This window comes from Winogradskyella epiphytica, from assembly GCF_003217215.1.
GTDB classification, from domain to species: domain Bacteria; phylum Bacteroidota; class Bacteroidia; order Flavobacteriales; family Flavobacteriaceae; genus Winogradskyella; species Winogradskyella epiphytica.
This window is the reverse complement of the sequence record NZ_QJTD01000001.1, coordinates 154,392-179,204: the sequence shown is the minus strand read 5'-3', so window position 1 is coordinate 179,204 and position 24,813 is coordinate 154,392. Positions and strand designations below refer to the sequence as shown.

The following is a 24,813-nucleotide window of genomic DNA, read 5'->3' as shown; positions in this document are numbered from 1 at the left end:
TAATAATGAATACAATCACCAAAAACATACTGCCGCTTTTAGTACTATTTTTAGTAACATCATGTGGAAACGATCAAGCATCTAAAAACCCTATGGTTGGTCAGCAAAGAGCTATGCCATTGCCTGTAATAGAAGTGCCTACGAAGACGGTAACTACCTATAAGGATTATCCAACACGTCTCGAGGGCGTTATTAATAGTGAGGTTAGAGCTAAAATTTCGGGATATATTACTGATGTTTTAGTGGATGAAGGTCAAAAAGTAAGAAAGGGACAAACCTTATTTAAAATAGAGACCCAATCTATGAACCAAGATGCAGCAGCAGCTAAAGCTAATGTTAATGCAGCGCAAGTTGAGGTGGATAAATTAAAGCCTTTGGTGGAGAAAAATATTATAAGTGCGGTTCAGTTAGAGACTGCAAAAGCCAAATTACAACAGGCAAAAAGTAATTATAATAGTATTGCTTCAAACATTGGATATGGTACTATAAAGAGTCCAGTAGATGGTTATGTAGGTGAAATACGCTTAAGAAAAGGATCTTTAGTGAGTCCTTCTACCCAAATACCTTTAACTACCGTATCAGATATAAGTAATGTATTCGCTTATTTTTCTATGAATGAAAGCGAGTATATCGATTTTATCCAGAATGCGAAAGGGGATTCAAAAGAAGATAAGATTAAGAATCTTTCTGAAGTGACCTTAGTTTTAGCTAATGGGACGGAGTATTCAAAGAAAGGTAAAATTGAAACTATAAATTCCCAAGTGAATATGAAAACAGGTACGATTTCATTTAGAGCCTTGTTTGATAATGCGAATGGAATTTTAAATAGTGGAAACAGCGGTACTATTAAAGTGCCAACCGTATTTGAGAATGTTTTAGTAATACCACAATCGGCCACTTTCGAAAATCAGAATAGTAGATTTGTTTATACGGTGAAGAAAGATTCTACCGATGCTATGATTGCGTCATCAAGAGCGATTTCAATCAAAGGTAAAACAGATAACTTATTCATCATAGATTCTGGTTTAGAAGAAGGTGAGACGGTCATCGTTACTGGCGTTGGGAAATTACGTGAAGGGACACCAGTTCAGCCTCAAAAAACAGATTTTGATAGTGTTACTGAACCTATCAAAGCCGAGTTTCAATAATTTATAGCGATTCATTACGAAATCAAAACATAAACGACCATGTTAAAAACATTTATTACGAGACCTGTATTGTCTACAGTGATCTCTATCATTATAGTTATACTGGGAATTCTAGGATTACAATCCCTTTCCGTGACCCAATATCCAGATATTGCACCGCCTACCATTAAAGTGTCGGCATCTTACCCAGGAGCAACAGCTGGAACCGTATTGGAAAGTGTTATTATTCCAATAGAAGAGCAAATCAACGGGGTAGAAGGGATGACTTATATCACCTCTACGGCAACAAACAGTGGAACAGCAGATATTACGGTATATTTCGACCAAGATGTCGATCCTGATATTGCTGCGGTAAACGTTCAAAACCGTGTGGCACGTGCCAATCCATTATTGCCAGCAGCCGTAAGACAAACAGGGGTATTAACACAAAAGCAACAAACAAGTGCTTTAATGTTTATTAGTTTCTTCAGTGAGAACGAAGCTTATAATGATACTTACCTTCAAAACTACTTAAAAATTAATGTCGTTCCTGCCTTTCAACGTGTTAAAGGTGTGGGTGATGTATCCATTTTTGGTGGAAAAGATTACGCGATGCGTATTTGGATTAAACCAGATAAGTTAGCGGCTTATGGCTTAGCGCCTTCAGATATTACAGCAGCAATTAATGAGCAAAGTCAGGAAGTAGCAGCTGGTACCTTAGGTGAAAATAGTGGGGAAGCCTTTTCTTATGTGATTACCTATGAAGGTCGTTTTAGTGATCAAGAACAATATGAAAATATCATTGTGAAATCTTTAGGGAATGGTGAGTTCTTAAGACTTAAAGATGTGGCTGAAATCGAACTCGATGCTATGTCTTATGCCTCAAGTGCTAAAACAAATGGTAATCCAGCCGTGGCTCTAGGTGTTTTCCAAACTAAAGGTTCGGATGCACAAGCGATTATTGAAGAAGTAAAAGCAGAATTAGCCACTTTAAAAGAGAGTTTCCCAGAAGGGATTAATTATATCATTCCTTATGATACCAATGAGTTTTTAAATGCATCTGTAAATAAAGTAGTTTCTACTTTAATTGAAGCCTTTATTTTAGTATTCCTAGTAGTGTTTTTATTCTTACAGGACTTTAGATCTACTTTAATTCCTGCTATTGCCGTTCCGGTATCTATTATAGGTACCTTTTTCTTCCTGAATTTATTCGGGTATTCGATTAACTTACTAACGCTTTTCGCACTGTTATTAGCCATTGGTATTGTGGTGGATGATGCCATTGTTGTGGTGGAAGCCGTCCATGCTAAAATTGATGAAGGCGCCAAAGATATAGAGCAAGCAACGATAACGGCCATGAGTGAAATCTCTGGAGCTATTGTGTCTATTACCTTAGTAATGGCGGCGGTGTTTGTGCCAGTAACCTTTATTACAGGACCAACGGGTGTATTCTACGAACAGTTTGGGGTGACCTTAATTGTGGCGATTTTAATTTCAGCCGTAAACGCATTAACACTGAGTCCAGCATTATGTGCTATATTCTTAAAACCACATTCTGAAGAAGAAAAGAAGAAAACAAGATTACAACGTTTCTACAGTGCCTTCAACAGAGGTTTCAATGCGATGACTTTAAAATATGGGAAGTCCTTAAGTTTCCTATACAAACACAAATGGATTAACGTGTTAATTCTTGTGGCAGCAGTTGCTGGTATTTGGTATGCCTCTACAACAACGCCAACAGGATTTGTTCCAGATGAAGATAGAGGAATTATTTTTACCAATGTTGAATTGCCTTCTGGTGCATCTATAGATAGAACTGCTGAGGTCAATGAAATGTTGAGTAAGAAAATTAGACAAATTAATGGAGTTGAAGCGGTAACATTAGTTAACGGTAGAAGTTTAATTAGTGGTGGTGGTAGTAACTATGGTCTTGGTTTTATTAAGTTAAAAAACTGGAGTGAGCGTACAACTGATGATTTGTCCGCAAAAGCAATTATTGGACAGTTATTCGGAATTGCAGCAACCATACCAGAAGCGAATATTATTTTCTTCTCGCCTCCAAGTATCCCAGGATTTGGTAACTCGGCAGGTGTAGAGTTGAACTTATTAGATAGATCTGGGGGTAGTTTTGCCGACTTAGATAAAACGAATCAAGAGTTTATTAGAAACCTGAGTCAACGACCAGAATTTCAATATGCCAACTCATCCTTTAGTACAAAGTACCCGCAATACCGAATGGATATTAATGTACCATTGGCAAAAGAATACGGTGTAAATATCAATACCATTTTCAATACAATGCAAGGGTATATTGGTAGTGTTTATGCGGCAGATTTTTCACGTTTCGGAAAACAGTATCGTGTGTATATTCAAGCGAAGCCTGAAGATAGAAAGGACAGACAAGATATCAGTAATCTGTATATCAAAACAGGTTCTGGAGATATGGCCCCTATTACACAATTTGTGACTTTAGAGCGTGATTTTGGTCCACAATCGGTAACACGTTTCAACTTGTTTAACTCGACATCTATTACTGGAGCTTTAAATCCAGGATTTAGTACAGGAGATGGTATTGCAGCTGTGAATGAAGTAGCAAAGTCATTACCTAGTAATTACTCGACAGTCTATTCTGGTTTAACGCGTGAGGAACTTGCAGCAGGGAACCAAACGGGAATGATTTTAATACTAGTTGTGGTATTCGTGTATTTCTTATTAGCGGCACAATATGAAAGTTATATGATTCCATTTGCGGTTATCTTCTCTTTACCATTGGGAATCTTTGGCGCCTTTATCACTACGAAACTAGCAGGTCTAGAGAATAATATATATTTCCAGATCGCCCTAGTGATGTTAATTGGTCTGTTAGCGAAGAATGCCATTCTAATTGTAGAGTTTGCGCTTCAAAGAAGACGACAAGGATTAACTATTGTTGATGCGGCCATCGAAGGTGCTAAAGCACGTTTAAGACCAATCTTAATGACTTCTTTAGCCTTTATATTTGGTTTAACACCATTGGTAATTGCATCTGGTGTTGGAGCAGAAGGTAACCGAGCGATTGGTACTGGAGCTGTAGGAGGTATGTTAATTGGTACTTTATTAGGATTATTTATTATTCCAATTCTGTACATACTGTTCCAATGGTTACACGAGAAAGTAAGTACAAAACCATCAGTAGTTAAAGAGGAAGCATAAGCAACAATTTGAAAATAGTAAAGTAATGAAAAATACAATCATAAAATTCAGTTCAGTCATTGCGCTAATGCTCACGCTTCAATCGTGTTTCGTAGCAAAAGAGTATACGCAACCTGAACTCACGGAATTAAATATAGACGAAGCCAAGTTTAGAACCGATCAAATTTCTGAAGATAGCTTAACCTTGGCCGATGTGTCTTGGAAAACCTTATTCACTGATCCTGTTCTAACTCAATATATCGAAAAAGGCTTAGAGAATAATATAGATATTAGAGTAGCACTCCAACAGATAATTGCTTCTGAAGCTTACTTTAAGCAAGGTAAAGCCGGATACTACCCAACTCTAGGAGCCAATGCAAGTTATATGCATCAAGAGCCTTCAGAAAATGGTCAATTTGGTGCTTTGGGAAGCTCCTTAGATCAGTATGAATTATCTGGAGCCTTGTCTTGGGAGGCCGATGTTTGGGGGAAAATTAGATCTAATAAACGTGCGTTTCAGGCACGCTATTTACAAACCGTGGCGGCACATAAAGCGGTTAAAACACGTTTGATAGCTAATATTGCTTCTGTATATTACCAGTTGCTTTCTGTAGATGAGCAAATTAAAATCACAGAACAAACGATTATAACGAGAGAGAATGGTTTAGAAACTTCTAGAGCCTTAAAGGAAGCTGGAAATGTTACTGAGGTGGGGGTTAAACAAACCGAAGCACAGTTGTATACAGCACAAGCTATTTTAGTAGACCTTAAACAACAATCGCATATCCTAGAAAATACCTTGGCAATCCTTTTAGGTGAAATGCCACAGGAAATGGAACGCTCAACGCTTGCAGAACAAGAAATTACCACGGATTTAACGCTAGGTGTACCGTCTCAATTATTGAGTAATAGACCAGATGTGGTAGCGGCTGAATTTAACCTTAGAAACGCCTTTGAATTGACGAATGTAGCGCGAAGTAATTTCTACCCATCGCTAACGTTATCGGCAAATGCGGGCTTACAAAGTTTAGATATAGATAATTTATTCAATGCGAATTCTTTATTTGCAAATATTATCGGAGGTGTAGCACAACCTATCTTAAACGGTCGAAAAATTAAGACCCAATACGAGGTGTCTCAAGCTCAACAAGAACAAGCCCGATTAAACTTTGTACAATCGCTATTAGTGGCTTCAAAAGAGGTGTCTGATGCGATGTATGCCTATAATTCTGCAACGGAAAGAATAGAGATTAAGCAGAAAGAATTTGATGCTTATGAGGTGGCTACGACTTATTCTGAGGAATTATTAAACAATGGTTTAGCGAACTACCTCGAAGTATTAAGAGCCGAAGAGAATGCATTAAATTCTAGTTTAGGCTTAGTAAATGCTAAGAACAGTCAATTACAAGCGATTATAGATTTATACCAAGCCCTTGGTGGTGGTTGGAAGTAAATCCTTATTGTTTTTACGCTGAAATAATTAGGCGATAGTGTCATGATTTCCTATTATCTTTGATAGGATTAAATAAAAAACGACAAAAACATGACGGAATTTTTCGAAGCGTACAGATCACATTTAATTTATGCAGCAATAGTCATTTCGGTGGTATTGCTGCTTAATTGGTTAACAAATGTACTAAGTCGTTGGATGCTTAAAAGGGAAGTGAAACGCTTTTCTGAAGCTCCAGTAAGACGTACCCGTTTTATTAAAAGAACCATAAAAACCTTATGGTATGTCTTAGGGATAATTGCTTTAAGCTTTGTGTTTGTTAGTCGTGACAAGGACCAATTATTAGTGGGTTACTTCAGAATTACAGCCTATCTTGGGATTGTTACAGTAGCCACAATCATTGCCGCCACCTTATGTAATTATTGGTTTAAACATAAGATTCAAGAAAAGGTCACACAAGACCTAGATCCTACAACTTATAAATTCTTGAGATACCTCGCGGTATTTGTCATCTGCTTTTTAGGTCTGCTGTTCTGCTTAATGGCTTTTCCTTCTATGAAGGGCATTGCGCAAACGGCTTTAGGTGGTGCGGGAATTATAGCTTTAATTGCCGGTGTAGCCTCACAAGAAGCGCTGTCTAACCTCGTTGGTGGATTGTTCATTATTTCTTTTAAGCCCTTTAAAATAGGAGATGTCATAAAGGTAACCGATACAATGGTAGGGACGGTAACGGATATTACATTACGCCATACCATTATTAGAAATTTCGAAAACAAGATGATTGTAATTCCTAATGCTGTCATTAACAAAGAACGACTCATTAATTACGATTTAGGTGAATTGAAGAATTGTGAGCACGTGGAAATGGGGATTTCTTATAGTAGTGATATCGATCTCGCCAAAAAAATACTCCAAGAAGAATGTGAAAAGCATCCTTTAATTATTGATAACCGAACGGTACTTGAAAAAAAGGAGGGAAAACCAATAGTAAGAACAGCTTTAACCAAATTTAATGATTCGTCTATAACAATTAGAGCCTGGGCATGGTCGGCAAAATTTGGTGATTCCTTTACTCTAAAATGCGATGTTTTTGAAAGCACAAAAAAGCGATTCGATCAAGAAGGTATCGAATTGGCTTTTCCAACACGTACGATATACTTCGCAAATGAAAATTCTATGGAAAAGAAAGATATTTAAGTCTATATAATTTAGATATTTCTCGGCAAAACATATTTTTCTTACGAAAAACATTATTTTAGTGGTGTAAAATTTAATAATTCTAAAATTACACCTTTAAAAAATGGCAAAATCAAAAAAAGAGAAACAGACTCAACATAAAAAGCCGCCTTTAAGAGGGATGATGGATAATGTGATGGAGCAATTTAATAATGCTGCCGATCGTATACAGCTACATCCTCATATAAGAAAAATTCTGAGCATCACTAATAACGAGATTTTAGTGAATTTTCCTGTAAAAATGGACAATGGTGATGTTGAAGTGTTTACGGGTTATCGGGTGCAACATAATGCCGCCTTAGGACCTTATAAGGGCGGATTACGTTACCATCCTACAGTAGATTTAGATGCCGCACGTGCTTTAGCCATGTGGATGACATGGAAATGTTCTTTAGCGGGCTTGCCTTACGGTGGTGGTAAAGGGGGCATTAAAATTGATCCTTCAAAATTTTCTGAAACAGAATTAGAGCGAATCACTAGGCGATTCACTTACGCTTTAGCCGATAATATTGGTCCTGAACACGATATTCCAGCACCAGATGTCAATACCAATAGTCAAACTATGGCTTGGATTGCAGATACTTATATGAGTACAAGACCTCCGGCACAACGTACTGCCAATCAGCATATTGTTACAGGTAAACCAGAAGGGTCGGGAGGCTTAGAAGGTAGAGATAGAGCTACAGGCTATGGCGTGTATTTAACCATTATCTTTTGGGCAGATAAAAATGATATCAACTTAAAAGGTAAGAAATTTATTGTTCAAGGTTTTGGAAATGTAGGGTATTGGGCCTCTCATTTCTTAGAAAAAGATGGTGCTAAACTTGTAGGTGTACAAGATGCCTTCGGAAGCATTCAAAACGAAAAAGGAATTAATGTTGAAAATCTATTTCAATACACTAAAACCAATAAAGGAAGTATTGTTGACTTCCCTAATTCACAAACCGTCGATCATGATGACTTCTTTGCTTTAGACTGTGATATTTGTATTCCAGCGGCCCTAGGAAACCAGATTACAAAAGAGAATGCGCCACATATTAAAGCTAAATTAATTGCTGAAGGTGCTAATGGGCCGACCAATGTGGATGGTGAAAAAATCTTAATCGATCGCGGCATTACCATTATCCCTGATATTTTATGTAATTCAGGAGGGGTTATTGCGAGTTATTTCGAATGGTTACAAAACCGAAGTGGCGAGATATGGCATTACGACGAGGTCATGGAAAAGCTCGAAAAGAAATTAAAAGGGAACTTCAATAAAGTCTTTGTCTATGCCGTTAGAGAAGGTGTAGATATGAGAACCGCAGCATTTTGCATAGCGATAGAGCGCGTAGAAAAAGCCTATGTACAACGAGGGATATTTCCATAAATCATTTAGGAGATGGAAAGAGGAGTCCTCATTTAAACTAAACATAGAGCATTTTCAGGCTTGGTAAAGCTTATCAAGCCTGAATATGTGATATGATAAAAGCTCTTATTTATTACCTGATGGGGTTGGAATCAAACGCTCAGGAGAATGTACTCGTGTCAGTTTTGCGGAAGACGCATGGTCGAGCACAAAGGTCACGTTATGGTGCTTCTGTAAATAGGAAGGAGGAACGTTTTTAGTTACCTTACCTTCAATAGCAGCACTGATAATCTCGGCTTTTTTATGACCCCAAGCCATTAAAATAACACGCTTCGCTTCCATAATTTTCTGAACGCCTAAGGTGATAGCTGCTTTTGGGGTATGTTCAATTCCAGAAAAATAAGGACTAGCCTCTTTAATGGTGATATCATCCAAAGCTACCCAACGTGTTTTAGAATCCTCTCGTGACCCCGATTCATTAAAACCAATATGTCCATTGGCACCAATACCTAAAATCTGAAGATCAATGCCGCATAAGGCTTCTATTTTAGTTTCGTAGTCCGTACAATAATCGTCAATAGCGTCTTTAGCTAAGCAACCATCTGGGATATGATGGTTTTCAGGAAGCATATCGATATGATCAAACAAATACATATTCATAAACTGATAAAAACTTTGTTCTGAGTCGGGTTGTATGGGATAGTATTCGTCCAAATTAAAAGAAATCACATTCTTAAAACTTAGTCCTTCGTACTTATGTAGCCTAACCAATTCCGAATAAAGTTCAATGGGAGAGTTTCCAGTAGCTAAACCTAAAACACAGGGTTTGTTCTGAGCTTGTTTGTCACGGATGAGTTCTGCGATTTCTTTGGCAATTTCTTTTGAAGCGCTAAAAGGGTCTTTTGAAAATAACAGTATCGATCTTTTCAAATCGTCGGTCTCTATCCGTTGCGGTATCGTATGTGCTTTTAATCATATTTGAAACTTTAAACACGTTTTATGTTAATATCTGCTCCATCACCCAACTTGTATGCGCTGCGGTGTCACCTGTTGAAGGGTGTAAGCTCACATGTTGCAGATGTTTTTTAATATTTTCAACATGGTATAATTGAATATGTTTTGGATTTTCAATAATCACACTTTCACTATTACCACTGTGGTTCAGTAAGATAGGTTGGTTGGCAAAGATAGAAAATTTTATTTTTCCTTGACTACCAAAAATTTCAACCTCATCTTCTCGTTTTTCCGTTCCAAAATTCCAACTTCCCGAGCCTGTGATGCCCGATTCATGAAGCCAATAACCTGTAATAGCATCTTTGGCAGAATATAAGCCTTGCTGATTTATAGCTAGGCCATTGGCCTTAATAATATCACCTAATAGATAGCTAAACAAATCTAATCCATGCGATGCCAGGTCGTCAAAATAGCCTCCAAGGGCAATACGCGCATCGGTACGCCAATTATAGTGTTGAGACAAGTCCATTGGATTAGCAGGTTTACTAAAATGCCAACGGATATGTCTGATTTCTCCAATTTTGTCCTCCTCAATCCATGATTTCACTTTTTGAAAGCGTGGTAGCGATCGTCTGTAATAGGCAACGAATAGAGGAAGGTTTTTTTTTTGGAAGGCGGTATTGATTCGTATACAAGCCTCGTAGCTTGGAGCCATGGGCTTTTCAATACAACATATTTTTTGGGCTTCAGCCACTTTTAAGGCGTAAAATTCATGCGAGTCAGGAGGAGTAGCGATATAGATGGCATCAATGTAGGGATCATTAATCAGTTCCTCAGCAGTTTTATGGACTTTAGGGACCTGATGTCTTTTAGCGTAATCTTGAGCCTTTTCATAATTCCGACGCATCACAGCATGAAGCTCAAAACCTTCCGTCTGCTGATAGGCGGGTCCACTTTTAATTTCCGTCACGCTCCCGCAGCCAATAATGCCCCATCGGTATGTTTTCATAATGGTGATTCTGAAATATGCGATTAAATTATTAGTCTTTGGTCGGCTTCGATTTGATTTTATGGCCCCAAACGGCAAAAAATAAAATCATTGCATAACAGGGAATTAAAATCCAATAACTTTCCGTCGAGGCTATGGCTAAAGCCTCTGATGAATCCATTCCTGAGCTCATCAATTCTAACTTGGTACTGTCCACAATTCTTCCGTAGAGCGGTGGAATAATGGCACCACCAGCAATAGCCATGATGAGTAGGGCAGAAGCTGTTTTGGTATGTTTACCAAGTCCGTCTAAGGTTAAAGGCCAAATCGCAGGCCAAACTAAGGCGTTTGCAATTCCTAAAGCCGCTACAAATAAAACCGATGTAATTCCAGAGGTGGATAAAATCAATATACTAAACACCATACCTAAAATTGCACTAACAATCAGTGCGGTTTTTTGATTGACGTACTTCGGAATTAAAAAGACGCCTAAAGCATAGGTGCCTACCATAGCCATTAAAGTATAAGTGGTAAAGAATTTCGCATCTGTTCCGGGCATGCCAAGGGAAATACCGTAAGAAATAATAGTATCTCCGGCAATCACTTCAGCGCCTACATAAACGAATAAGGCTAACACGCCTAACCATAAATGCGGAAATTGAAATATGGTCTTTTTCGAGGTGTCGCCATGGATATCATCTTCCGATTCAACAGGTTCAACATGTGGAAGAGGTGCTTTTCGAATGAGAATTCCTAAAATAGCTAAAACCGAGGCCATGATGATATAGGGCATAAATACAGAATCGGCCATGGTATCTAAAAGTATTGTTTTTTCGTCGTCAGAAGCTCTGGCCAATTGCTCTTGCACCGCATCAATTCCAGAAAGAAGGATAGCTCCAAAAATTAGAGATCCTAAGGCACCAGCGGTTTTATTGGCAATTCCCATGATGGCGATACGTTTCGCCCCACTTTCAATAGGACCTAAGATAGTGATATATGGGTTGGAGGCAGTCTGCAACAAAGTCATTCCAATACCTTGAATAAAAATTCCAGTAAGAAATACCCAATAAGTTCGCGCTTCAGCCGCGGGAATAAATAGTAAAGCACCGATAGCCATGATAAATAAACCGAGCGACATACCTTTGCGATAGCCTATTTTACTCAAAATATAAGAGGCTGGCAGTGCCATTACCACAAAGGAGATATAGGAGGCAGAGGCTACTAAGTAGGATTGTGCATCCGTAAGCTCATTAATGGTTTTCATAAAGGGAATTAAGGCCCCATTAATCCAGGTCACGAAACCAAAAATAAAGAAGAGACCAGCAATTATTAATATGGGAACAAGGTTATTTTGTGGTTTTGTACCTGTAGTCATTAGTTCGAATGAGTTTTAAATTGGAGGTTAATATAATAGTTTTGTTTTAAAATTGGAGCAGCTTTGGGTTTAATAATTCGGTGTGGATAACTTTAAAAACACAATACTCATAGCGTCCATACTCAATTTAATGTGAGTAAGAGCAAAGACACTTATAAAATATGTCTTATTTTTAAACTTTTAAAAGATATACTAGATGATAAGAATTTTAGTTACTGGTGGTGCTGGATTTGTAGGTTCGCATTTATGTGAACGATTATTAAATGAAGGTCACGAGGTGATTTGTTTAGATAATTATTTTACGGGGTCTAAGGGCAATATAGAACATTTAATGGATCACCATTATTTTGAATTAGTACGCCATGATATCACCAATCCGTATATGGCGGAGGTCGATGAAATCTATAATTTGGCTTGTCCAGCCTCACCAATCCACTACCAGTACAATCCTATAAAAACGATTAAAACCTCGGTAATGGGTGCTATTAATATGTTAGGATTGGCGAAACGTGTAGATGCAAAAATTCTACAGGCCTCTACTAGCGAAGTCTATGGCGATCCCACCGTCCACCCACAGCCAGAAAGCTATTGGGGAAATGTGAATCCTATTGGTTTACGTTCCTGCTATGATGAAGGCAAACGTTGTGCTGAAACGCTGTTTATGGATTACCATAATAAGAACCAAGTAAATATTAAAATCATCCGTATTTTCAATACCTACGGACCGCGTATGCATCCTCAAGATGGTCGTGTGGTCTCTAATTTTATTATGCAAGCACTAAGTGGAAAGGATATCACGGTATTTGGAGAAGGGACACAAACCAGGAGCTTTCAATATGTAGATGATCTTATTGAAGGAATGCATCGCATGATGAATACCAGAGATGGCTTTACAGGCCCGGTGAATATAGGAAACCCTATTGAGTTTACCATGTTAGAACTCGCCCAGGAAGTGATTGATTTAACAGGATCTTCCTCTAAAATCACCTTTATGCCCTTACCTCAGGACGATCCCTTACAACGTCAACCTGATATTAGCTTGGCTAAAAAAGAATTAGGAGGTTGGGAACCTAAAATTCAATTAAGAGAAGGATTAAAACAAACGATTAATTATTTTGATGATTTACTTAAAAAGAATTAAGTAATTAGCTTAGGTGATATAAAAAAGGCTCACATGAACATGTGAGCCTTTTTTATACTATGATTTAAACTAGATTATAATTTAAATACGAATTGTATATGATGCTGAAAATGGTTATTGTCAATATTAACCATATCGCTATCTGAATGGTTAAGTGCAAATTTGGCTATAGTTTGTAATCTTATACCAAAGCTTTTTTCACGATTTAGCCAAAATAATACGCCGCCACCTACGTTTGCAGAGATATTGGTTTCATCGATATGGCTAAAACCTAGACCTCCGTTCACATAAATATCAAACCATTCCGCATTTCTGCTAGGCGCTTTTCCTAAAAGGAGGTCGCCAAAATAATACTTCAAATGTGTGTCTAATGAGATATAATTATAATCTCTTGCTGCATTGGGATATGGGTCTAAAAAATCACCTTTATTAAATCCGTTAAAAGTTAATGATTGTTCTATTGCAATATTTTCTGCCCAATTAAATTCTACAGCAGCTGAAAGCGGAAATTTGAAGGCCCAATCACTAGAGTTTTTATATGGGTTTTTAGTTCCTACATCATTAATCGCATTGACTCCTATACTAAAAAACCATTGATCCTGATGCCTTTGAGCAAAAGAAGACAAACTAAATGCAACTAATAAGATTATTAAAAATATTTTTTTCATACTAAAATAATTTTTCACCAAAGGTAAACTTTAAAGGTTATAAAACAAATTAAGTCACAAAGTTATGAAATAAATAATGATAAATCCTTACAAATTTTTTAAAATAGATTTAATGCGGTTATAAAGCTGTTTTCTCCTTTGAAATGAAGCCATTCTATAACTTTTATTGGACATAAATAGTAAAGTTCTAGATATTATTGTTGGTATGTAATTAAGAATTTTTAAAATTCTAAACCAAAATTTGTTAAACCTAGGATGTTTAAGTGTGAATATATAAAACTTCGAAAATATATTGGGCTCGATTTGAGTTTTTTTAGTGATATCTTTAAAGAAGATACTCGTATTACTAAAATAGCTTTTAAAATATTTGTCCTTGTACCAATATGTTGAATCCAGATAGTTACGCTGTAGTATTATGGTGTCGTAAGCTGCTCTAAAACTTATACTATTATACCAAGTCCCATCATCGTTAATTTGAAAACTAAGTATATTGTGCATTAGTAAATGTTGATGGGAGGGAATATTTATATTTTGTACAATTATTTTCTCTTTAAAAATAGATTTCGGTAATAAGGGCTCAAAGTTGTATAAATCAAATAGTTTGCTGTGCAATTCTACGGCAGCAATAAACTGGTTCGATTTAAGCCTCGGAAGGTGTCTAGTGTCAAAATATTCATCTTCTAAGGTCTGTTCATTGGGGTAATAACCATTATTGCAAAGTAAGTGGTGGGCTATAGAAATTTGCTCCTTTGGAATTAAAAGATCAATATCACCTACCATGCGCTCTGCAATATCTTCGAAACATCCGAACACTAATAGCGCAGCACCTTTTAAAAAAATATAATCGATCTCATGTTTATCAAACAAATCAACGAGTTGATGTATTTCATTTATTATAGTCGTATTCCTAGTTCTATTTAATGCGGTAATTTCTTCTAAATAAACGATCAGGTCGGGTGGTAGAAGGTGAAGAAGTTTTTTAGACTTTAATCTACAATAGAGAGCTGGTAATACTAAATGCCTACTTCCATGAATGACTATAGCATCCCAATCAAAAGCAGGGTCACTTAATGTGGCTTTCAGCTCATCATGAGCTGTTTCAAAACTTAAAATATCAGCTATATATCGGTATGTTATAGCATAGTTTTCCATAGAAATAAAATAAAAGTCGAATATACACTTTTATAGACCAAGGTGATAGTGCTGAAATAGCTTGGTCACTTCCGAGTGCACACTTGCCGTATCGCTATACGTCAATTGATACAGATCTAAGGTTTCTAGCCAATCTAAAAACTGTTGGGCATGTTTAGGGGTGGGTGACAACCATGAATCTTCAATAATCGTTTCAAGAACTTGTTTAATGGAAATGCGTTCTAAGGTGGTTTCTGCTTTGGCTTTATAATTGACTAATATAATGGCGCGACAGGGATAATGATTTCTCTTGGGCTTTTTACAAGGGAGGTACTTTAAATCCCCTTTACTTCGTGTGAAACTGATGACTGGCAATTCTTCAAAGTTAGGAACTTCGGTTTTTAACAATTCGAAAGCGCCAGATTTAATGGAGATGGCTGCTGGATTGTAATAAATATGCTGGTCTTCAGATAGTATAGGAGACACATCATCCGCCAATAAATCAAAGCCGTGGGCTGTTAATAAGGCGCATAAAGTGCTCTTTCCTTTGCCTGATTGTCCTGCAAAAAGTAAAGCATTTTTGCCGTCTGTTAGGGTAGAACCGTGTAAGGTGCCTAACCAATCTTTTTCTCGTTTATCATGTAAAATGCAGAACAAATGCATGATAAACTTACCTTGAATATAATGATAGTCTCTTTTGGGGACTTTGGTAATCAATTCGTCGTCTATGAAAAGATGTAGTACATCATTTTTAAGATAGGTATCTATAGTGGTATGAATCAAAGCCTCCGTATTAGAATAGTACTGCGCTATTTGTGGATGTACTATTTTTTGGACTAATTCCGAACTATAATAGACTTCAATGGTCTTTTCCTCAAAAGTATATTGCTTTGAAATTCGCCTTTGAGAATGGTCGATTTTGATAGTATCAACTGGAGGTGAGGCATTGACTGAATTGCTAGCCTGGAGATAATTTAATAACGTTTCAGAGATGTGGGTATATTCTGAAGCGCTAAGGTCGTCTGATAAAGTCTTAGAGAACTCTGATAATGATTTAGACTTAATATAGGCATCTAAAAGCACCTTAAATTCAGGTGTAATAATAGAGTAACTATTGGATATGGCGTACCACATCACCCAATAGTCACCAAAATACTTCTGAAAAGCAGGTGCTAAATTATGATTCAAAATTAATTATAAAAATTAATCGAATGGGTTACCGCCAGGATCTTGTGGCACTGAAAACTGTTGAGCTTTAAGAGGATTTAAAATCACAAAAGTTCCTAGAGCGGTAATGGCCGCATATTTCCCCATTTTTTTTATGGCGTCTTGACGAGTGATTTTATCTGAGTTATTGTCTTTCTTCATGGCTGTTGCCCTAAATTATGTTATTTAATTGTATAGCTAAAATTCAAATATATAATAAGAAAACGTATACCCTCAAGTTAATCTATAAACAGTAGAGTTTTTAGTTTAAGTGTACTGCCTAAGCACAACTTAATCTTGATTAAATCTACATATTTAAAATAATATGATATTATATACTTTTTTCAACTTGCAAATATAAGAAAATTAAGCATATAAATCCTTATATCTGTATGAATTAGGGTACAATATAATAGATTTTTATTGAAAAGAGAATTTCAATAGATATAATTTTTATAAACTAATTGTATTATCACTTAAAATTCGCAGGAGTATGAAAGGTTTTAGTTTTAACAAGATAAATAATACAAATGTTATTAGAATAGTATATAAGAATTCTTTAAGTGTAAGCTATCAACGATGTGGGAGTGGAATGATAGGTTGTCTATGAAAGCTTATGGTTAAGGAGCAGGCTCTTGGTCACTAATGATAAAGGGATGATCCTTATTTTATTATGATCAATAAGACTTGAGTGGTAGAGCATTTTGCCTTGTTGGAAATATAGTCTTTGAGTTTTACTAAGGAGTTTTATTAGGGGTATTCATTCAGTTAAATATTGTAAGCCTTACTTGATGTTATGGTATAAAAAAAGCGCACTTTGAAAAAGTGCGCTTTTGATAAATATAAAAGTATTCTCAAATTATTTAATAATAACTTTTTGAGTTCTACTACCAGAAGTGTTGTTTAATTCTACTACATAGATACCAGCAGAAATATGTGATACATCAATCTGGTGCTCATTAGATTTTGAACTTAAAACCTGTGAATTCACCATACGACCTTGGATGTCATATAATTTAAACGTTGTTTGAGTTTCTAACTGACCTTTTACTACAATCGCTTTTGGATGAGCGTTCGTGTAAATTTGTAGATCATTCATGATATTATCATTTAATCCTAATCCTACTTGAGACATTTGTAAATAGAAACGACCAGTACCAGATAAGGTTGACGATGCCGTAAACGTATAGTCACCTTCAATTAAGTCAGTATAGGTATTGTTCAAGTTATCGTATAGAGTGATCATCGTTCCTTCTGGAACAAAATGTTCATGTAGGCTAATGGTTGCTTGCTCACCTTGAGCAATATGAACCCCTAACGGAATCGTTACCTCTTGTAAATCCGAATAATGAACGGTTTGTACAACCATATTTTTACCTGAATTGTCTTCTACTAATTGTGAATACAAAGCAAAATTTGGAGCGTTGGATTCGAACATCTCAGAATCATATCCAGGATCTAAACCTAAAGAGGCATTAGAATTAAAATAGATGTCCGTTTTATAGTTTCTATCATTACTAGAAAGGGCTAGGGTTAAATTCGCTGACTCCGTTGACTCCGCTGAGCGTCCAACAATAAAGTCACCTGAAGTTCCTGCTGATCGCATTTCAGGAGTGAAATTAATCGTGCCACCGCCCACTTTAGAATTAACGAAGAATCCTTGGCCAGGTGCTACTAAAGCTTCAGGATTTGCATCTGTGAAGGCTTTGTTATATACCTTAAATCCGAGGGTTGGATCTTCAACATCGCCTGTATAAGCATAGATCCCTGCGCTTGTAGGGCTGAATTCCCCAAGGTTAGCATCAATAAATGCTCCCATATTTATATATGACGGATAAGGGTTACCGATAAGGTTAAACTTAGTGCTTGAACCTACAGTAATAGGTACTGACAAAGATCCGGTAATCACATTTCCTACAAATTTAAAAGGTGAACCTGTAGGTGCAGTAGATGCCGTTCTATAACCAATACCAGCTTCAACGACATCAGGATCATTAGTTGCTGTATAGTTGATATATTCATTCGTGTTTTGGTCAAAAGGACCAAATAAGAATGATGGAACACCTTGGATAGTCCCTGATGGAATATTAGAGTTTGTGGCGCGTAGTACAGCGAAAGTTTGGTTCGGACTGGTCACAGGAGCAGAAACCAAATCATTATGTCCACTAGACGAACCTGAATCTGCAAACTGGTTCACGTGTCGATTGTAAATCACCTCACCTATGACCTCATTACCTATCAAGCTAGAAAATGTCGACGCGGTAGAATTTAGTTCCAAAGTTCCGTTATTAATTACAGTAGCGTTTGCAATAATAGATTGTGAAGGAGGAATTGATGTTTTAGCGCCTTCTTTAATAAAAAAGTTTTTTAATTTAATTTGTTCTTCTTCAGGGTCTTCCATGGCAGCTATATAGGTGCCGCTCATCACATAGGCGTTTTCATTTCCTGTAGTCGAATCTGGAGTACCACCTATCCATCCTGCAGTTTGTCCATCATCCATATAAATCATGCCATCAAATGCACCTACGAGTTTAAAATTGTCAAAACCAGTATAACCATTGACGTCATTTCTGTTTCTTAATCGAATTTGTAAAGAGATGCTATTTACCGTGTCAGGAATTGTGACGTTTTCCGTTCCAGTAGTTGTAGCAGCAGGAACACCACCTTCAACGATTCTAATCCATGGTTGAGCAACTCCATCATATAGCAATCGGTATTGAACAACACCAGCACTATTTGAATAACCATGTACATTCCAATCAAAAGAAACTCTAACATTAGTAAAGTCGCTAATACTGACAGGTTCTAAAGTTAGCGTAGCAAACCCTGTAGTACCATTACCTTCATCATTAATATCATTTTCTCCGAAAATATTTCCTGAGAATGATGAATGATTTAAAGGCGTAGCTATATTGCTGTCTATCACACCGTAATAGCCATCAGTTCCCCAGCCATTGTCAAATGTAGTGACGTCTGTGCTGTAAGGCCAGTTTGGTGTGCTGCCATCAAAATCTTGTTGAGCTAAAGTTAGTGAAGGGCCGTGGACACTAAACGATGTGCTCATGACAAAGAATGGGTCTAGTACCACTAATTTTACTGACGAACTCTTGTTCGATAAAGTAATATTATCTAAAACGGCCAAACCATTAGTAATTGGGTAATTGTTTGGATTTGGTGTAATGTTTGAACCATTAGCTAATATGCCAATAGTGTCGTTATAATCATAATCACGATTACCATTTACATCCACAGCAATAACTGTTGGAAACGGTGTCATAATATCAAATTGGTTAGTGTCCGTTGGTTGTTGGCCAAATATAAAACGGTCAGCAATAACATTGATTCTGTTATCATCACCAACTATAGGTGTTTGAGCTGCTCCGGCATCAAAAGCTTCAAAAACAGATCCTAGTAACGGGTTAGCTACAGCTTTAGTAATTTTAAGCTGAAATTGTTCCTTGTCCGTTACTGCACTATTAAAAGTAGTTCGAATTTCAAAGATCTTTGATCCATTATCAGGAGCTTCAAGCCCTGATAAACCAGAAAAGCTAACTGTATTCGAAGTGACTGCTGCTTCTGCTATTCGAGTACTACCATCAAAAATAGCAATAGTTTTTAAGTTGCTGCTATTTGTGATTTCAAAATCTAAGTCAGTTAAAATCGTACTAGCGTTATCAGCGTCTGTTAAATCATCACCACCATCTTGAATTGTAAATTCACCGATTTTTAAAGAACTCCCCACGGTTAATCCAGTTGATCGCGGATATGTTGTATAGTTATCGATATTGTCATATGGATCGAAACTTGAGGCCACAATATTTGACTCAGCGCTAAATACTACTGTAGATGCTATCGTTCCTCGCATTCTTAAACCAGGTTTAGCAATGCCATATTGTGCCCATGAATTCTGACCAGCGATTATAAAATAACCAAATTGATTAGGTGCGTTCCACGCATAGAGTCTAAAGGTAATCGTTCCCCCAGTGCCTGAAGTAATATTCAAACCTGTAAAATTTCTTACATCTGCCGGGTTAGGACTGGTCTCTACTCCTGAAACTGGTATTCCAGGTGTTGCGAAATTATCTAAGCTATAAAATATTTGATAATTAGCCGGGCCATTTGCTGTGGCTCTGAATTTTCCATCAATTCTACTGATGTTAATGCTGTTCGAGACACTAGCAGTTGTAGACCATTCGATATATTCATTACCTAATACGGCATCTGCTAAACTTGTCGACTGCCATCCATTTGTAATAAAATTTTGGTCTGGATTACCAGCTAATTGTACACCGGCACCTCTTACAAAACCGCTAGAGCTTATTGCCGGGTCATTTCCAGTAGCGGTAGGACCTACAATATTATGGCGGTCTATCGTGACGATCGGAGATTGACTAAAACCTAATGAGAAAAAGGCTAGTAAAACATATAAGATGTAATGTTTTTTCATGAGTGTAATTTTCTATAATTAAAAATTTTTTATTTGGGTTTGTTAGGCCACAATTAGGGGCTTTATAATCAAATAAAGCGATTTATTATGTCCCATAGTTTGCGAAACTACTTATTTAAAAGCTTACGTTATAATATCTTAGATGAAACGCTTATTATCTTGGTTGAAAAGAGTTGGTTTAAAAAAGGATGGGGGTGTGGCGAACTTTTCCTTCAAAATTGATGCGCTAAGAATAACCAGTTTTATAGTTTGTTCGAATCGTTAATTGGGTGGATAAATCAAGGAAGGTGACGGTTGTTATTTGGCTAATGACCTACTTTATTTATCTCATCAGCATCAATTCTATTTTTATAGTTGAGATAAAACGTACTTACGGTAAATTTCAATATGAGGACAGTAAAAGCAGTCGCTGCTCGATGATCATTTAGGACTTATTAACATAGAGGGTTTATTAGTGTGTTATAAATTTACTGTAAATAACAAGAAATGCTTTAGGTTTATAATGTTAATTAGCCTTATTTATTTGATATTGACACTATTTCGGTAGAGTTGAATCAACATGCGCAATGTAGTTATGTTTGGTTTTTGTTAATAAGTCATAAGGGAATTATAGAATAAATTTATAATCTTTGTATCTGACAGTTAGGCGCTTAGGTGTACTAAGTCGAACATTTATTTATTAATTAAAACACACATGCAATGAGTGTAAAATTCAAGGCGCAAGCCAGACGGAACCCTCAGGATGTCACATTGCCTGAGAAGTACTACGCTGCTGCGATAGCAGATGGCGAAGTAGATTTAGAAGTGCTCGCGGAGCAAATCTCGTACGAAAGTACGGTAACCGAGTCCGACTGCCATGCCGTTCTGCTCTCTTTAGAACGAAACATATTGGTTTCGCTAAAGCAGGGACGGATTGTAAAGTTAGGCCGACTCGGTAATTTTCAAGTGAGTGTCAGTTCGGAAGGGCGTGATACGGAAGAAGAAGTCAATGCCTCCTTAATTACAAAGGCACGAATTCTTTTTAGACCAGGTAAACGCCTGCGTAATTTATTAGGTGATTTAACTTTTAAGAAAGCGAGCTAGAACCCCGTTTTTCACCTAAATTTAATAAGGTCTTGAGTGTTCTTACCACTCAGGACCTTTTTTTTATGATTAAATGTGGTGGTATTTATACGGGTAAAGAGAGTGGAAGATGCTCAACAAAGAGACTGTTGTTCCGTATGTTTCATTTTAAAGCTGCTGATGAACTAAACCCATGTGGTTTTTGATGTTGTTTAACACGAATTAGTCTTGAATTCTTCAAATCCTATTCGATTTACGGTTGTATCGGGCATTTAAATGCTTGAAAAACGGCGTAAAAAAAGCCTAAAACACAGCTAGAACCCCGTTTTTAGGCTAAATTTAATAAGGTCTTGAGTGTTCTTACACACTCAAATCAAATGATTATTTTACAAATATAATGAAGTGATTTTGAAATCACCTTCTTTTTGAGGCTTAAAATGAGGTTTTGTTTGAATAGAAGCAAAGATTTCCCTGCAGGTTCTGGCGGTCGCTCGTTAGGTGCGACTATTATTGCGGTTTCAGGGTGCGTTTAGCTTAAAGTCGCGTAGATTTTGCTCATGGACTAAACTTTAAGAATAAGGGCCAATCGCGACTAGTAAAATGGGGGTTTAGGAGGTCGAGGATTCTGGTCACTTTAAAACGGCTTTAAAATTAGAATGCTGCCTTAAAGTTAATTTCAATTCGTATTTTAGTGCAGCCCATCAGTTGTAAGTGTGGTCTAGTTTTTAGGAATGTCTCTTGTTGACTTTTATTTTAAGTGATTCCAGCATAAATTCTAAGAGATAGTGACTAAATAGTATCAAATGATTTAATATTATTGTGTAAATAAGTATTTTCGGGAATTTAAAACACACATCTTATATATCGGAGTGCGATGGTATAAAGAAGGCTTGTGTTCGCTTAAAGTGAGGTTACCTCAATAAAGAAAAAGGGAAAGAGTTTAGCTCGGAAAAGATTTTTGAGTCTTAAACTGGGAGGGTGACAATAAATATTAGGAAATAATCATAAGCATAAATTTTGAAATTTAGTAAACGTCATGCGGCCAAAACGCTTACTTGGAGACTTGTAGGTACTCTAGATACTATGCTTTTGTCATGGTTGCTGTCTGGAGACCTATGGATAGGGCTGCAGATAGGTGGATTTGAGTTGGCGACCAAATCGTTTTTGTACTATATGCACGAAAGGTTTTGGTATCGAACGAAAATAAAGTCGGCAAACAAAAGACATATATTTAAAACATTCTCATGGCGATGCATTGGGACTTTAGATACCATACTGCTCGGTTGGCTGGTGACAGGAAGCCCCTTAACTGGTCTGAAAATTGGAACGGCCGAGGTCTTTACGAAAATGCTATTGTATTTTGTGCATGAGAAATTGTGGTATCGTATTAATTTTGGTCTTGACAAAAGAATTAAAGAACGACGACTTCAATCGTAAAAATAGTTAATCACATCATGAGTTCACACACACGGCAACAGGCCTATAGAATAACAAAATTGGACAGGGAAAAACGTCATGGTCATCGCTCTTTTTTACTGTGGTTTACGGGGTTATCTGGCTCTGGAAAGTCGACCTTGGCAAACTTGGTAGAGCAAGAGCTTTATAAGCGAGGGATCTCCACCTACTGTTTGGATGGTGATAATATAAGGCAAGGTATTAATAAAGATCTTAGTTTTGCGCCAGAGGACAGAGCTGAAAACATTAGGCGTATAGCTGAAGTTGCTCGTTTAATGATAGATGCGGGAATATTAACCTTAGCGGCTTTTGTATCGCCTTATAGAGAAGATCGTGATAAGATTAAAACTATAGTGGGTAAGAACGAAGTGTTTGAAATTTATGTCAATACCTCCTTAGAGGAATGTGAACGGCGGGATGTGAAGGGTTTATACAAAAAAGCACGAGCTGGTGAAATTGAAAATATGACAGGGATATCAGCCCCTTATGAAGCGCCCTTATCAGCCGATTTGGAAATTGTTACCGATAATCAGTCTGTTGATGTTTCGGTAAAAAAGATATTAGATTTTATTCTAGAAAAATTAAAGTATAACCTATGAGTAATTACGTCATTAATCATTTAAAAGCCCTAGAGGCAGAAGCTATTTTTGTTATACGTGAAGTTGCTGCTCAATTTGAAACGCCAGCTTTACTATTCTCTGGAGGTAAAGATTCAATTTTATTGACGCATTTAGCGAAAAAAGCATTCTACCCAGCAAAAATTCCATTTCCTTTAATTCATATTGATACTGGACATAATTTTCCTGAAACTATAGCTTTTAGGGATCAGTTGGTTCATGAATTAGGAGTGCAGTTGATTGTGGGATCTGTGCAAGAGGCCATTGATAAAGGTCGTGTTATTGAGGAAACTGGAGCAGACGCCTCGCGTAACTCACTGCAAATTGTTTCCCTTTTAGATACGCTAGAAGCTTATAAGATTGATGCCGCTATGGGTGGAGCAAGACGAGACGAAGAAAAAGCACGAGCTAAAGAGCGTTTTTTTTCTCATCGTGATGAGTTTGGGCAGTGGGATCCTAAAAATCAAAGACCAGAATTGTGGAACCTGTTCAACGGTAGGAAGAATTATGGAGAACACTTTAGAGTATTTCCTATTTCTAACTGGACCGAATTAGATGTTTGGGAATATATTAAATTAGAGAATATTCAGTTGCCTTCGTTATACTTTTCGCACCAACGCGACTGCATAATTAGAGATAATGTGATTTTGGCACATTCAACATTTTTAAAGCTCAAAGCCAATGAGGAGGTAAAAAACATGACCATTCGCTACCGAACTTGTGGCGATATGCCAATAACAGGTGCGGTAGAATCGAAAGCCGATACGGTAGATAAAATTATAGAGGAAATTGCAACCACAAGAACAACGGAACGTGGGGGTCGTGCCGATGATAAACGTGCTGAAACGGCCATGGAAGACCGTAAGAAACAAGGCTATTTCTAGTAATATGACCTGCCCATCTAAAGAATATCCCTTTGGGTCTAATGAGAAACAAAACACCTTCTAATTAAAAACTATCAAGCGTAGCTCATTAGGGGTGTTTTCAAAGTTTAACTAGAAATACGAATGATAACTGAGAGGCATGTCCCCTCGAGGGGACTTTAGGGGTGTATTTAATGTTTAATTAGAAATACGAATGATAAACGTGAGGCATGTCCCCTTGAGGTTAATGAAAAGTAAAATATATTTTGATTTGTAATTACCGAGTGTAGCTCATTAGGGGTGTCAAAAAACATTTACATTGGCTTTGTCTATGATTAAAGATTGAGGTGTAATAAGAATAATAAACGTGAGGAATGTCCCCTCGAGGGGACTTTAGGGGTGTTATTAAAATAGGAACATTAAATTTATAGCTTAAATAAAACATAAGAAAATTGTAACATAAACATCAAGCTGAGGAATGTCCCCTGGAGGGGACTTTAGGGGTGTATTTAAGGTTTAACTAGAAATACGAATGATAACTGTGAGGAATGTCCCCTTGGGCTTAATGAAAAGT

The 24,813-nt window shown here is 36.9% G+C and carries 18 protein-coding genes; 10 read left to right on the top strand and 8 right to left on the bottom strand.

The window, feature by feature from the left end:
- Nucleotides 1–5: 5 nt before the first annotated feature.
- The 5 genes from DFQ11_RS00775 (at nucleotide 6) to DFQ11_RS00755 (ending at nucleotide 8,353) form a co-directional block, all read left to right on the top strand.
- Nucleotides 6–1,148 carry an efflux RND transporter periplasmic adaptor subunit gene (locus tag DFQ11_RS00775; RefSeq protein ID WP_110473737.1) on the top strand — a complete coding sequence of 381 codons (1,143 nt, stop codon included), beginning with the start codon at nucleotides 6–8 and terminating at the stop codon, nucleotides 1,146–1,148.
- 39 nt (nucleotides 1,149–1,187) lie between these two features.
- Nucleotides 1,188–4,319 carry an efflux RND transporter permease subunit gene (locus tag DFQ11_RS00770; RefSeq protein ID WP_110473736.1) on the top strand — a complete coding sequence of 1,044 codons (3,132 nt, stop codon included), beginning with the start codon at nucleotides 1,188–1,190 and terminating at the stop codon, nucleotides 4,317–4,319.
- A gap of 25 nt (nucleotides 4,320–4,344) precedes the next feature.
- Complete coding sequence (locus DFQ11_RS00765) at nucleotides 4,345–5,751, top strand: efflux transporter outer membrane subunit (protein ID WP_189342968.1); 1,407 nt, start codon at nucleotides 4,345–4,347, stop codon at nucleotides 5,749–5,751.
- A 90-nt stretch (nucleotides 5,752–5,841) separates the two neighbouring features.
- The gene (locus DFQ11_RS00760; RefSeq protein WP_110473735.1) at nucleotides 5,842–6,945 is read left to right on the top strand and encodes a mechanosensitive ion channel family protein; all 1,104 of its coding nucleotides are present in this window, start codon (nucleotides 5,842–5,844) and stop codon (nucleotides 6,943–6,945) included.
- 103 nt (nucleotides 6,946–7,048) lie between these two features.
- A complete protein-coding gene (locus DFQ11_RS00755; RefSeq protein WP_110473734.1) occupies nucleotides 7,049–8,353 on the top strand; it encodes a Glu/Leu/Phe/Val family dehydrogenase in 1,305 nt (434 codons plus the stop codon).
- Nucleotides 8,354–8,458: 105 nt separating this feature from the next.
- On the opposite strand, the gene nagB is transcribed toward DFQ11_RS00755, so the two are convergent.
- The 3 genes from nagB to DFQ11_RS00740 form a co-directional block, all read right to left on the bottom strand.
- Complete coding sequence (gene nagB / locus DFQ11_RS00750; RefSeq protein WP_308425313.1) at nucleotides 8,459–9,262, bottom strand: glucosamine-6-phosphate deaminase; 804 nt, start codon at nucleotides 9,260–9,262, stop codon at nucleotides 8,459–8,461.
- A gap of 67 nt (nucleotides 9,263–9,329) precedes the next feature.
- Entirely contained in the window at nucleotides 9,330–10,295 is a 966-nt protein-coding gene (locus DFQ11_RS00745; protein ID WP_110473733.1) for a Gfo/Idh/MocA family protein, read from the bottom strand.
- 31 nt (nucleotides 10,296–10,326) lie between these two features.
- Complete coding sequence (locus tag DFQ11_RS00740; RefSeq protein WP_110473732.1) at nucleotides 10,327–11,649, bottom strand: sugar MFS transporter; 1,323 nt, start codon at nucleotides 11,647–11,649, stop codon at nucleotides 10,327–10,329.
- Nucleotides 11,650–11,845: 196 nt separating this feature from the next.
- On the opposite strand from DFQ11_RS00740, the gene DFQ11_RS00735 reads away from it, so the two are divergent.
- Nucleotides 11,846–12,790 (top strand): UDP-glucuronic acid decarboxylase family protein, encoded by a 945-nt coding sequence (locus DFQ11_RS00735; protein ID WP_110473731.1) that lies wholly within the window; start codon nucleotides 11,846–11,848, stop codon nucleotides 12,788–12,790.
- Between the two features lie 74 nt (nucleotides 12,791–12,864).
- Here the strand turns inward: DFQ11_RS00735 and DFQ11_RS00730 are convergent, their stop codons facing one another.
- The 5 genes from DFQ11_RS00730 to DFQ11_RS00715 form a co-directional block, all read right to left on the bottom strand.
- On the bottom strand, nucleotides 12,865–13,458 hold the full coding sequence (locus DFQ11_RS00730) for an AIM24 family protein (protein WP_110473730.1): 594 nt from the start codon (nucleotides 13,456–13,458) through the stop codon (nucleotides 12,865–12,867).
- Nucleotides 13,459–13,545: 87 nt separating this feature from the next.
- Nucleotides 13,546–14,610, bottom strand: a complete 1,065-nt coding sequence (locus DFQ11_RS00725) for a nucleotidyltransferase family protein (protein ID WP_110473729.1) — start codon at nucleotides 14,608–14,610, stop codon at nucleotides 13,546–13,548.
- Between the two features lie 30 nt (nucleotides 14,611–14,640).
- Nucleotides 14,641–15,777: a hypothetical protein gene (locus DFQ11_RS00720; protein WP_110473728.1), complete on the bottom strand. Its 1,137-nt coding sequence runs from the start codon at nucleotides 15,775–15,777 to the stop codon at nucleotides 14,641–14,643.
- A gap of 15 nt (nucleotides 15,778–15,792) precedes the next feature.
- Complete coding sequence (locus DFQ11_RS15220) at nucleotides 15,793–15,957, bottom strand: hypothetical protein (protein ID WP_189342967.1); 165 nt, start codon at nucleotides 15,955–15,957, stop codon at nucleotides 15,793–15,795.
- A 697-nt stretch (nucleotides 15,958–16,654) separates the two neighbouring features.
- Nucleotides 16,655–20,242 carry a T9SS type A sorting domain-containing protein gene (locus DFQ11_RS00715; protein WP_110473727.1) on the bottom strand — a complete coding sequence of 1,196 codons (3,588 nt, stop codon included), beginning with the start codon at nucleotides 20,240–20,242 and terminating at the stop codon, nucleotides 16,655–16,657.
- A gap of 699 nt (nucleotides 20,243–20,941) precedes the next feature.
- Between DFQ11_RS00715 and DFQ11_RS00710 the strand changes: the two genes are divergently transcribed.
- The 4 genes from DFQ11_RS00710 (at nucleotide 20,942) to cysD (ending at nucleotide 24,260) form a co-directional block, all read left to right on the top strand.
- Complete coding sequence (locus DFQ11_RS00710; protein ID WP_110473726.1) at nucleotides 20,942–21,325, top strand: HU family DNA-binding protein; 384 nt, start codon at nucleotides 20,942–20,944, stop codon at nucleotides 21,323–21,325.
- Between the two features lie 996 nt (nucleotides 21,326–22,321).
- Nucleotides 22,322–22,741 (top strand): DUF2061 domain-containing protein, encoded by a 420-nt coding sequence (locus DFQ11_RS00705; protein WP_110473725.1) that lies wholly within the window; start codon nucleotides 22,322–22,324, stop codon nucleotides 22,739–22,741.
- A 17-nt stretch (nucleotides 22,742–22,758) separates the two neighbouring features.
- Nucleotides 22,759–23,358 carry an adenylyl-sulfate kinase gene (gene cysC / locus DFQ11_RS00700; protein ID WP_110473724.1) on the top strand — a complete coding sequence of 200 codons (600 nt, stop codon included), beginning with the start codon at nucleotides 22,759–22,761 and terminating at the stop codon, nucleotides 23,356–23,358.
- Entirely contained in the window at nucleotides 23,355–24,260 is a 906-nt protein-coding gene (gene cysD, locus DFQ11_RS00695; protein WP_110473723.1) for a sulfate adenylyltransferase subunit CysD, read from the top strand. The genes cysC and cysD overlap by 4 nt, the downstream gene beginning before the upstream one ends.
- The last annotated feature ends 553 nt before the right edge of the window (nucleotides 24,261–24,813 follow it).

What these genes read in the sequence shown, in the direction of transcription:
- DFQ11_RS00775 (WP_110473737.1), top strand. Translation starts at nt 6, where the DNA reads ATGAATACAATCACCAAAAACATACTGCCGCTTTTAGTACTATTTTTA.
- DFQ11_RS00770 (WP_110473736.1), top strand. Translation starts at nt 1,188, where the DNA reads ATGTTAAAAACATTTATTACGAGACCTGTATTGTCTACAGTGATCTCT.
- DFQ11_RS00765 (WP_189342968.1), top strand. Translation starts at nt 4,345, where the DNA reads ATGAAAAATACAATCATAAAATTCAGTTCAGTCATTGCGCTAATGCTC.
- DFQ11_RS00760 (WP_110473735.1), top strand. Translation starts at nt 5,842, where the DNA reads ATGACGGAATTTTTCGAAGCGTACAGATCACATTTAATTTATGCAGCA.
- DFQ11_RS00755 (WP_110473734.1), top strand. Translation starts at nt 7,049, where the DNA reads ATGGCAAAATCAAAAAAAGAGAAACAGACTCAACATAAAAAGCCGCCT.
- DFQ11_RS00745 (WP_110473733.1), bottom strand. Translation starts at nt 10,295, where the DNA reads ATGAAAACATACCGATGGGGCATTATTGGCTGCGGGAGCGTGACGGAA.
- DFQ11_RS00740 (WP_110473732.1), bottom strand. Translation starts at nt 11,649, where the DNA reads ATGACTACAGGTACAAAACCACAAAATAACCTTGTTCCCATATTAATA.
- DFQ11_RS00735 (WP_110473731.1), top strand. Translation starts at nt 11,846, where the DNA reads ATGATAAGAATTTTAGTTACTGGTGGTGCTGGATTTGTAGGTTCGCAT.
- DFQ11_RS00730 (WP_110473730.1), bottom strand. Translation starts at nt 13,458, where the DNA reads ATGAAAAAAATATTTTTAATAATCTTATTAGTTGCATTTAGTTTGTCT.
- DFQ11_RS00725 (WP_110473729.1), bottom strand. Translation starts at nt 14,610, where the DNA reads ATGGAAAACTATGCTATAACATACCGATATATAGCTGATATTTTAAGT.
- DFQ11_RS15220 (WP_189342967.1), bottom strand. Translation starts at nt 15,957, where the DNA reads ATGAAGAAAGACAATAACTCAGATAAAATCACTCGTCAAGACGCCATA.
- DFQ11_RS00715 (WP_110473727.1), bottom strand. Translation starts at nt 20,242, where the DNA reads ATGAAAAAACATTACATCTTATATGTTTTACTAGCCTTTTTCTCATTA.
- DFQ11_RS00710 (WP_110473726.1), top strand. Translation starts at nt 20,942, where the DNA reads ATGAGTGTAAAATTCAAGGCGCAAGCCAGACGGAACCCTCAGGATGTC.
- cysC (WP_110473724.1), top strand. Translation starts at nt 22,759, where the DNA reads ATGAGTTCACACACACGGCAACAGGCCTATAGAATAACAAAATTGGAC.
- cysD (WP_110473723.1), top strand. Translation starts at nt 23,355, where the DNA reads ATGAGTAATTACGTCATTAATCATTTAAAAGCCCTAGAGGCAGAAGCT.